The organism is Dehalococcoidia bacterium, from assembly GCA_035574915.1.
Taxonomy (GTDB): Bacteria; Chloroflexota; Dehalococcoidia; order DSTF01; family WHTK01; genus DATLYJ01.
The window spans coordinates 1-9,900 of record DATLYJ010000145.1; the positions used below are offsets into that span (position 1 = coordinate 1).

General features: G+C 67.4%; 10 protein-coding genes. 5 read left to right on the forward strand and 5 right to left on the reverse strand.

Annotation, left to right across the window (positions count from 1 at the left end):
* The first annotated feature begins 431 nt into the window (after positions 1-431).
* From dnaX to VNN10_13305, 5 genes are all read left to right on the forward strand, one after another.
* Positions 432-2,063, forward strand: coding sequence for a DNA polymerase III subunit gamma/tau (gene dnaX, locus VNN10_13285; protein ID HXH22994.1), 1,632 nt, complete (start codon positions 432-434; stop codon positions 2,061-2,063).
* Positions 2,064-2,066: 3 nt separating this feature from the next.
* Positions 2,067-2,462, forward strand: a complete 396-nt coding sequence (locus VNN10_13290) for a YbaB/EbfC family nucleoid-associated protein (GenBank protein HXH22995.1) — start codon at positions 2,067-2,069, stop codon at positions 2,460-2,462.
* A gap of 2 nt (positions 2,463-2,464) precedes the next feature.
* Complete coding sequence (gene recR, locus VNN10_13295; GenBank protein ID HXH22996.1) at positions 2,465-3,082, forward strand: recombination mediator RecR; 618 nt, start codon at positions 2,465-2,467, stop codon at positions 3,080-3,082.
* A gap of 158 nt (positions 3,083-3,240) precedes the next feature.
* Complete coding sequence (gene recO, locus VNN10_13300; protein ID HXH22997.1) at positions 3,241-4,038, forward strand: DNA repair protein RecO; 798 nt, start codon at positions 3,241-3,243, stop codon at positions 4,036-4,038.
* A gap of 37 nt (positions 4,039-4,075) precedes the next feature.
* The gene (locus VNN10_13305) at positions 4,076-4,498 is read left to right on the forward strand and encodes a zinc ribbon domain-containing protein (protein HXH22998.1); all 423 of its coding nucleotides are present in this window, start codon (positions 4,076-4,078) and stop codon (positions 4,496-4,498) included.
* A gap of 75 nt (positions 4,499-4,573) precedes the next feature.
* On the opposite strand, the gene VNN10_13310 is transcribed toward VNN10_13305, so the two are convergent.
* From VNN10_13310 to VNN10_13330, 5 genes are all read right to left on the reverse strand, one after another.
* Complete coding sequence (locus VNN10_13310) at positions 4,574-4,870, reverse strand: zinc ribbon domain-containing protein (protein HXH22999.1); 297 nt, start codon at positions 4,868-4,870, stop codon at positions 4,574-4,576.
* A gap of 34 nt (positions 4,871-4,904) precedes the next feature.
* The gene (locus VNN10_13315) at positions 4,905-5,879 is read right to left on the reverse strand and encodes a polyprenyl synthetase family protein (protein ID HXH23000.1); all 975 of its coding nucleotides are present in this window, start codon (positions 5,877-5,879) and stop codon (positions 4,905-4,907) included.
* Complete coding sequence (locus tag VNN10_13320; protein ID HXH23001.1) at positions 5,876-6,709, reverse strand: TatD family hydrolase; 834 nt, start codon at positions 6,707-6,709, stop codon at positions 5,876-5,878. The genes VNN10_13315 and VNN10_13320 overlap by 4 nt, the downstream gene beginning before the upstream one ends.
* On the reverse strand, positions 6,709-8,370 hold the full coding sequence (metG, locus tag VNN10_13325; protein HXH23002.1) for a methionine--tRNA ligase: 1,662 nt from the start codon (positions 8,368-8,370) through the stop codon (positions 6,709-6,711). The genes VNN10_13320 and metG overlap by 1 nt, the downstream gene beginning before the upstream one ends.
* 98 nt (positions 8,371-8,468) lie before the next feature.
* Positions 8,469-9,719 (reverse strand): MFS transporter, encoded by a 1,251-nt coding sequence (locus VNN10_13330; protein HXH23003.1) that lies wholly within the window; start codon positions 9,717-9,719, stop codon positions 8,469-8,471.
* Positions 9,720-9,900: the final 181 nt, after the last annotated feature.

Genomic DNA, 9,900 nt, shown 5'->3' on the forward strand with positions numbered 1-9,900 from the left:
GCCGCCTTCCCAGATCGGCCGCCCCGAGCGGAGGAAGCCGATATCGACCACGATGTGCGTGACGCTGAGGTCGCTCCTCTTGAGCACCACCCGGTGCAGCTCACCGAGCTTGTGGCCGTCGCTGCTGTAGACGTCGGCGCCGGCGCGGAGGTCGGTCGGGAAAGGCATGGGCCAACGGTAGCGCATGCGCGTGGCCGCGAACAGTGCGCGCCGTCACGTCCGCGCCCGGACGCCACCTGCCGCTGAGTCCGGCCCGCTGCGGCGATGCCTCGCCGGCGGCTTCGGCGTCCGGGCCGCTACTCTCCGGCTCGCGCCCGGGGCCGCTGGCTGAGTAGCACGAATGATCGTATAGTTGGGGTGCCCCGTCGCCTCCCATCCCGCCGCGCGCCAGCTCCCGGCGGGCGAGGACGCCGCCGGAGCGGAGCCTTCCATTGCCGGAGATCCTCTATCGCAAGTGGCGGCCGCGCAGCTTCTCCGAGCTTGCAGGCCAGGACCACGTTGCCACCACCCTGCGCAATGCCCTGCGCAGCGGCAAGGCCGCGCACGCCTACCTCTTCGCCGGCCCCCGCGGCACGGGCAAGACGACGACCGGCCGCGTGCTGGCGAAGGCCCTCAACTGCACGGATCTCCAGGACGGCGAGCCGTGCAACCAGTGTGAGTCCTGCCAGTCCTACAACGCCGGCCGCGCCATGGACCTGATCGAGATGGACGCGGCCAGCAATCGCGGCATCGAGGAGATCCGCAACCTTCGTGACAAGGTCGCTTTCTCCCCGGGCGCGGGCGAAAAGAAGGTGTACCTCATCGATGAGGTCCACATGCTGACGGAGGCAGCGTTCAACGCGCTCCTGAAGACGCTGGAGGAGCCGCCTCCGCACGTCGTCTTCATCCTCGCCACCACGGAGACTCACAAGGTGCCGGCGACCATCGTCTCGCGCTGCCAGCGCTTCGACTTCCGGCGCATCTCCCTCGCGGCGACGGTGCGCCGCCTGGAGCAGATCTGCGAGGGCGAGGGCATTGCCTGCGAGCAGGCTGCCCTGGAGATGATCGCCCGCCAGGCGACAGGCAGCCTTCGCGACGCGGTCAACCTTCTGGACCAGTTGACGACCTCGTATGGCCGCGAGCTTACGGTCGACCTCGTGCGGGCGGGCCTCGGGCTCATCGACGACCCGCGGGCCGCGGAGCTGGCCCGCGCCGCGATCAGGGGCGACCTCGGCCACGGGCTCGAGGTTATCGCCTCGGTCCGGGACGACGGCCTGGACCTGCGCCAGTTCCAACGCGAGGTCGTGCGTGAACTGCGAGGGCTCCTTCTCGTCAAGGAAGGCCTGCCGCCCGCCGACGGCGCGACGCCGGAGCAGCTCGAGGAGATGCGGGCCGCGGTCGCGGACGTGCCTGTCGCCGTGCTGCTGGCGGCCCTCAAGGCCTTCGGCGAGGCGGACCTCAAGCCAGACCCCAACTCGACGCTCCCGCTGGATATCGCCCTGTCGGAGTGCATCCTCAGCCGGGGCGCGCGCAATGATGGCGGGGCGGTCGCCCAGTCCGGCCCGGCGCCGGTAGCGGACTCCATGCGGGATGCATCCCCTCCCGCGAGCGGCCGGCCGAGGCCTCCGGCGGCCCCGACGCCGCGGCCTCAGCCCGCGCATAGCCGTGAGGCCGGGGACGCGAGACGGGAGCCGGCGCCTGCGAGCGCGGTACCGGCGACGAACGGCGCGGACGGGACGCCGCTGGAGGCTGCCCGGCAACGGATGCAGCAAATCTACTACGCCGCCAAGGCGCGCGACACGCGCATCGGCGCCTTCGTGAACAGCGCCTGCGATATCATTGAGGCGGATGATCAGATGATCACTCTGGGGTTCCTGCACCTGCCGATACTGAAGATGGTGCAGGAGCCCCAGAACCTCCAGGTGCTCGCCGAAGTGGCGAGCGAAGTCCTGGGGCGGAGCGTCAAGGTAAGGTGTGTGCATGACCCGGGAGTCGAGCCCTGGAACCGCCGGTTCTCGCGCAGCCCGCTCGTGCGGGCGGCCGAGCAGATGGGCGCCCGCGTCGTACCCAGGAGTGAGGAGTAGAAGATGAACCGCGATATCCTGTCGCAGCTCGGCCAGATTCAGGAGCGAATCGCCAAGGCGCAGGAGGAGCTCGAAAGCAGGGTCGCGGAGGGGACGGCCGGCGGCGGCGCCGTGACCATCAAGATCACCGGCGGCATGAAGGTGCAGGAGCTGCACATAGAGCCGGATGTGGTAGACCCCTCCGACGTCTCGATGCTCGAGGACCTGGTGACCGCCGCCGTGAATGAGGCGCTACAGCAGGTCCAGGGCTTCCAGATGGGCCAGATTTCCGGCCTGGCCGGGGGCTTGAACCTCGGCGCGCTGGGCATCCCCGGCCTCGGCGGCGCAGCCGGCGGCGGCGCGCCCGGCGGCCCACCGCCAGCCCTGAACCGCGCGGCAAGGCGGCAGCAGAAGAGGTAACGGTGAACGAACCCTGGCGCCCGGCCGGTGCTGCGGCGCCGGTGGCTAAGCTGATCGAGGAGCTGCACCGCCTGCCTGGCATCGGCCCAAAGGGTGCGCAGCGTCTCGCCTACCACATTCTCAGGGCCAGCCGTGAGGAAGCGCAGGCGCTCGCGGACGCCATTCTCGACGTCAAGGAACGCATCAAGCTGTGCTCCTCCTGCCAGAACACCACCGACACCGACCCTTGTCTGATCTGCGCGGACGAGAGCCGCGACCGCACGATAATCTGCGTCGTCGAGGAGCCGCTGGACATCCTGGCGATCGAGCGCACGCGCAGCCATAGGGGCCTGTACCACGTCCTCCACGGCTCGATCTCGCCGATGGAGGGCGTCGGGCCGGAGCAACTGAAGCTGCGCGAGCTACTCGAACGTCTGCGGGACGGCACGGTGCGAGAGGTGATAGTGGCCACTAACCCGAACCTGGAAGGCGACGCTACGGCGATGTACATCAGCCGCCTCATCGCCCCCGCCGGCGTCCGCGTCACCCGCCTTGCCCGCGGGCTCCCCATCGGCGGCGACCTCGAGTACGCGGACGACCTCACGCTGGCGCGGGCCCTGGAGAACCGGCAGGAGCTCTAGTGATGGTCAGGACGGAGGCCGTCCGCGTCCGGCCGGCCGGGATGGAGTGGCTCGACCAGAATCGGCGGCGGCCTGGGCGCGACCACTTCGGCGCAGGACCCGCACTCCGTGGCCCAGAGGTCCTCGCGATCGGGGCCCTCAGACGCTACAGCTGACCGATGCCCAGACCACGGGTCTACAAGACCGAGGCCATAGTCCTGCGCCAGCGCAAGCTGGGCGAGGCAGACAAGATCGTGACGCTGTTCTCGCCGAACAAGGGCAAGCTGGACGCCGTGGCCAAGGGCGTGCGGCGGACAAGGAGCCGGCTAGCCGGCCACCTGGAACCGCTGACTCACGGCTCGTACCTTCTCGCCGAGGGGCGCGACCTCGACATCGTCACGCAGGCCGAGACGCTGGACGCGCACCCCGGGTTGCGCCTGGACCTCGAGCGCATGAGCCGCGGCCTCTACTGCGCCGAACTGGTCGACCGCCTGCTGCCGGAGCGCTCGGAGGCGTGGCCGGTCTTTCGCCTTCTTCGCGAGAGCCTGGCCCGCATCGAGCAGGCGGAGTCCGCCGACCTCGCCGTCCGCTTCTTCGAGACGCGGCTCCTGGACGAGCTGGGGTACCGGCCGCGTCTGGACGTGTGCGCGGTCTGCGACCGCCGCCTCGAGCCGGTGACGAACTACTGGAGCGCGGCCGCTGGCGGCGTCGTCGGGCCGGAGTGCACGCAGGACCTGGTCCAGCTGCAGCCGCTCAGCCTCAGCGGCCTCAAAGTTCTCCGCCTGCTGGCGCGCTCGTCCTACGCTGACGCCGCCCGGCTACGCATTACCGGCGAGCTAGCGCTGGAGCTGGAGGAGTGCCTCGGAGGCCACATCCGCTACGTACTCGAGCGCGAAGTGCGCAGCGCGCGGTTCGTGGAGGCGTTGAGGCGCCTCCGGCGCCAGACGGAATCGGTCCAGGCTGTGCGTGACGTATAATTCCGTAGACCCGAGGTCACTGAGGTGGGGAGGCGAAATGCCGCTATACGAGTACTACTGCAGCCACTGTGATGGTGTGTTCGAGCAGCTTCGGTCGATGCGGGAGGCGTCGGAGGACTATCCCTGCCCTGTCTGCGACCGCGACTCGAAGCGCATCATGCCGACCTCGTTTTCTGCCTTCACCTTCCGTGACGGCTACCCCAGGCGCATACCGGACAAGGGCACGTACTGGCACTTCGACAAGGAAGTGAAGACGATGAACACGGGCGGAGTGCCGGCGAACGAGCACCCGGAGCTCTACAAGCCGGAGCCCAAGCCAGTGCCGTCCAAGGGTGAGCGCGAAGACATGGCCGAGATCGAGCGCATCAAGGAGCGCAACCTCCAGCGCATCCGCAAGGAGTCGGACATCGGCCCGGCCCTTGGCCCGGACGGCAAGCCGGTCGTCCCTCTGAACCTGTAACAGGAAACCACAGCCCAGGATGCAAGAGAAGCCGGACCGAGGGGCCCGGCTTCTTCGTCTGCCCGGCGGCCGCTCCTAGAAGTCGGGAGCGCCGCGGCCGTCGTCGGTGATGGGCTTGTCTAGCTGGTACTTCTTGATGAGGTTGTCCATCGAGAGGTCGGGGCTCGAGGCGTCGATCATCTTCTCGTACTTAGGGTCGAGCTCGTCGAGCTTGGTCTGGGCCGACTTGATGAACACGATGCGCGAGATCGCGCGCCGTATCCCGGCGGCGCCGCATCTCGGACAGGCGGTGGGGTCGGGAGCGCTGACGCTTTTCAGGAAGACATCGCTGCGCTTGCCGCAGGTGGGGCAATCGTATTCGTAGACGGGCATAGGCGAGGCCTCTGGCGGCAGTGTCAGAGCGCAGCTAAGAGCGGCGCTGCATCACCCATTCTGCCACATCCTCAAGCGACTCCGTGGCCTCGGAGCGCGGGACGGCGGCCAGGGCGCGCAGGGCCCGGTCGCGAAAGTCGCGCGCCACTTTGTACGACACTTCGAGGATGTCCGAGTTGCGCACCATCTCAATGCTGCGGCGCAGGTTCTCCGCCTTCTGTCTGCCTTCGAAGAAGCGCTTGACGGGGTTGTTGTCGGGGTAGCGCTCGATGAGCAGGAGCGAGGGCAAGGTGAGCGTCCCCTGCATGAGGTCGCTGCCGACGGGTTTGCCCATCTCGGCCTCGTCGCCCGTGAAGTCGAGGATGTCGTCGACGATCTGGAAGGCCATGCCCACGTTCTCACCGTAAGAGCGGAGCGCTTCCGTGACGCTGGCGCTCAAGCCGGAGATCATGGCGCCTCCCTGGGCCGCGGTAGCGAACAACGAGGCGGTCTTGCCGGCGATGCGGTTGAAGTACTTGATTGTCGAGGGACTGTACTCGTAGGCGCTCATGTCCTGGTGGAGCTCGCCCGAGGCCATCTCCATCAGGGTGCGGGCGAAGAGCCGGATGACCTCGATGCTCCCGGTGCGCGCGATGAGCTCGGCGGCGTGGGCGAACATGTAGTCGCCCACCATCACCGTGGGTCCGTTGTTGAACAGGGAGTTGGCCGTGGCGCGGCCGCGCCGGGTCGCCGCGGCGTCGATCACGTCGTCGTGCACCAGCGTCGCCGAGTGCAGGAGTTCGATGGAGGCGGCGAGGGGTACGAGGCGCTCGAGGTCGTAGTTGTCGATCTTGCCCGCGAGGAGGGCGATGGCGGGCCGGATGCGCTTGCCCCCGGCGCCGAGGATGTGGCCCAGCATGCGCGCGAGGGCCGGGAACTCGACTTTCTGGACCGCCAAAAGAGTCTCTTCCACCAGGCGGATGTCGTCCTGGACGGGGCCGTAGAGAGCTGTTGCTGCTGGTACGCTCAAGCCGAAGCTCCGATCGCCGCGCCGCCGGCCGGCAGGCCCAGCCCGAACAGGCGGGCGGCGTTGGCCGTAGTGGCCTGGGCCACCCCTTCCAGGGTCAGGCCCCTGACTTCCGCGATTTTAGCAGCAGCTTCGCTTACAAACTCCGGTTCGTTCCGCTTGCCGCGGACGGACTGGGGCGCGCCGTAGGGCGAGTCAGTCTCGATGACGAGGGCGTGGAGGGGGGCTTCGGCCGCGACCCGCCGCAACTGGTCCGCCCGGGGGTGTGTCACGGAGGTGTGGACCGAGATGAGGAAGCCGAGCTCGACGTATCGAGCGGCTTCCTCCGGCGTCCCGGAGAAGTAGTGCAAGACGCCCAGCGGCCGCCCGCCGAAGACAGGCGCCGCGCGCAAGGACCACTCCTCGAGTTTCACGCTGATGTCATCGGCCGCGTCGCGGCAGTGGACTATGACCGGGAGCTTGCGCTCCAGCGCGAGATCCAGCATCGCCTCGAAGGCGGCGAGCTGGTCCCTGCGCGGCGAGTGCATCCGGTAGTAATCGAGGCCGATCTCGCCGACGGCCACTGCTTTCGGATGCGAAAGCAGGCCTGCGATGCCGCGCAGGGCGGCGCGGTCGAGACGGGAGGCTTCGTGCGGGTGGTAGCCGGCAGCAAAGTAAAGGGAGGGGAAGCGGTCCGAGAGCAGCGCGGCGGCGGCGGAGGTCTCGGCGTCCACGCCCGGCACGATTATGCGCGCCACCCCCGCGGCTTCCGCCCGCCTGACGACCGAGTCGATGTCGGCCTGGAACTCCGGCCCCTGGATGTGGGCATGCGTATCTACGAAGAGGGGCGCCACTAGGCGGTCCCCCCGCCGTTCGTCGGGAGTTCGAGCTTCCGGAAGAGAGGTTGCGGCTTGCCGAGGGCCGCGCCAGGCTTCGGCCGCCGCACCTGCCAGCCCTGCTCGGCAACCGTATCGCCGTGGCCGAGCATCGAATGCAGCTCCTGGGAAGAGAACGGGAGGTAGGGATAAAGCCCGACCTTGAGGGCCTCCACGGCGCAGAGGGCGGTGTAGTACGCGCGGGCAGCGTCCTCGGCGCGGCCCTCCGTGGCCGCTTTCCAGGGCGCCTCCTCGCTCAGGTATCGGTTCGCCTCGGCGCCATAGGCCATCGCGACGCGCAGGCCGTCCCTGAAGTGACAGGCGGCGATATGGCCGCCCACTGCCCGCAGCATCTCGTCGCCACGGGCTATCAGCTCTTCGTCCGAGGGCTTGAGCGCCCCGGGCTCCGGCACAAGGCCCCCGTAAGTGCGCGCCAGCGGGCTAAGGACGCGATTGACCAGGTTTCCCCAGGTGGCGACGAGCTCCTCGTTATTGCGTCGCACCAGGTCTTCCTCGCTGAACTCGGAGTCGCTGGTCTCAGGCATGATCGCGGCCAGGTAGTAGCGGATGGTGTCGGCTTCGTAGCGGTTGATGTAGTTCGGCAGGAAGGGGGCAGTACCAAGGCTGGTGCTCGCCTTCCCGCCGCCGAAGTTCACGTACTGGTTCGCGGGCACGTCATAAGGGAGGTTCAGGCCGCCGTAGGCCATCAGCCAGGCCGGCCAGATGATCGTGTGGAAGACGATGTTGTCCTTGCCGATGAAGTAGTAGCTCTTGCAGGCGGGGTCTTCCCAGAAGTCGCGCCAGGCTTCGGGGTCACCTTGCCTCTGCGCCCATTCCTTGCTCGCGGACAGGTAGCCCATGAGCGCCTCGTACCAGACGTAGATGCGCTTTCCTTCTCCGAGGTCCTCGACGGGGAGGCGCACGCCCCATTCGAGGTCGCGGGTTATGGCGCGGTCAGGCAGGCCTTCTCGTACCAGGCCCAGGGAGAAGTTGCGGACATGGGGACGCCAGTGCTCCTTGCCGGTGGACAGCCACTGCAGGAGGGGCTCGTTGAACGCCGACTGCCTGAAGAAGAAGTGCTCCGATTCGCGCAGCTCCGGCTTCGTCCGGCTGATGCGGCTGACGGGGTCGATGAGGTCGGTGGCATCGAGCGTCGACCCGCAGTTGTCGCACTGGTCGCCACGGGCGCGCGCGTAGCCGCAGCGGGGGCACGTGCCCTCGACATAACGGTCGGGGAGGAAGCGCCCCGCCTGGGAGTCGAAGAACTGCAGCGTCTTGCCCTTGTAGATGTGGCCCTTTTGAAGCAGCCGCAGAAACATCTCGTGGACGGTCTGCTCATGGTTCTTCGTGCCCGTGCTGGTATAGAGGTCGAAGGTGATGCCAAGTTGCTTCCAGGATTCGACGAACTCGGCCTGAAAGCGGTCGACGATGGCCTGGGGCGGGAGGCCCTCTTGCTCGGCGCGAACGGTGATGGGCGTGCCGTGCTGGTCGGAGCCGGAGACCATGAGCACTCTGTTGCCGGCCGCGCGGTGGTAGCGGGCGAAGATGTCCGGCGGGAGGTAGGCGCCAGCGATCTGGCCCAGGTGCAGGGAGCCGTTTGCGTAAGGCCAGGCCACGCCGATGAAGATCGTTTCGGGCAAAGTGAATCTCCCGCCAGGGCCGACGCCCCGATTCTAGCACCGCATGCGTTCTCGGCCATGACAGCGCCATGGCTCGGAGGCCGGTCCGGTGAGGGACGTCAGTCGGCTGCGGGAGCGCTGGCTACGCGCGCCTTCCGGTTCTGGCCCTGCGCGAGGATGTTCAAGCCGATGGCGGGCAGCAGCATGCTCGAGGCGCCTGCCAGCGCCGCGCGCACGGAAAGCAGAGAGGCGACCGCCCCCAGCGCGGGCGCGCCAATCGCCTGGGCAAGGGCGTCTGTCTGGCGGCTCATCGAGATCACCGTCGCCCGGACGCTCGACTCGGCGTGAAGGTTGATCAGTGCAAGGTGAAGCGGCTGGAAGGTACGACTAAGACTCGTTGCAATGATGTATGCGAGGGCAGCCATCCAGAAACTGCCGCTGACGGCGAAGGACAACATGGCCAGCGCCTGCAGTAGGTTGATGCGCGTCAGCCAGCGGCCGAGGTCTTCATGACTGTTGGCATCGATGCCGGCACGCAAGCGACCGACGAGGACTAATCCTGCCAGGGAGGCGACCATGCGGATCCCGCCGAACCACACCACCGGTTCCAGGTGCTTGACTCCCGGGAGGCCGATGTCGAGGAAGTGGGCGACGTTCAAGCGGATAAAGACCTCGCCGCCTACCTCGTAGAACCCGACCATTGCGAAGAGCGTGACGAGGACGGGACGGGCGCGCACCAGGCGGATGCCATCGGAGAACGTCGTAGTGAAGGCGACCAGGGGGCCGCCGCCGTTACGCTTCGCGGGCCGGAAGCCCGTCTCCGGCATGACAGCGAGAAGAAAGAGCGACGTCAGGAGGAACATCGCCCCGCCAGTCAGAAGCGACAGCTGCAAGCTGACAACACCGATGGCAACTCCCAGAGGGATGCCCAGCAGCCGCGCCACCTGCAGGGCCTGGGCGCCTTGCATGTACACCTGGCCCGCGCGCAAGGGACCGACCTCGTCCGCAATCCACGCTTCCTGGGCGCCGCTGATGAAAGTGATCCCGAGGCCGGCGATGATTTGAGCCACGAGGATTGCCGCGAAGGTGGTGTTTGCTCCCATGAGGAGGAACGCGGAGCCCATGAGGGCGAGTCCGGTCAGGACCGACAGACGGCGGCCTCGGACGTCGGCCACCACGCCAGTGGGTATCTCGAAGACAAAAGTCGAAATCTGCATCGCGGCGCCGGCTATCACGAGTTGAAAGGGTGTCAGGCCCGCTTCCTGCGTTTGGTAGATGAGCGACACCGTGAGCACGAGGCTGTACGTCAGCCCGAAGAGGGCCGTGAAAAGCCGGTAGACAGTCGTGGCGTCAAGCTTTCCAGGTCTCATTAGCTCCGCGCCAGTCCGGCGGCTGCCGTCCCCGGCTAGGCCGAAGGACTATAAGCGATGAACCGTGATGCACGAAACTTAGCGTGACGCACATCACTTTGGAAGCACTCATTCGGCACTTGACAGGAATCTTCTTCGGAGGTGAGATATCCGCGCAAGCAGGTGTTATGCTGGCTTGCGC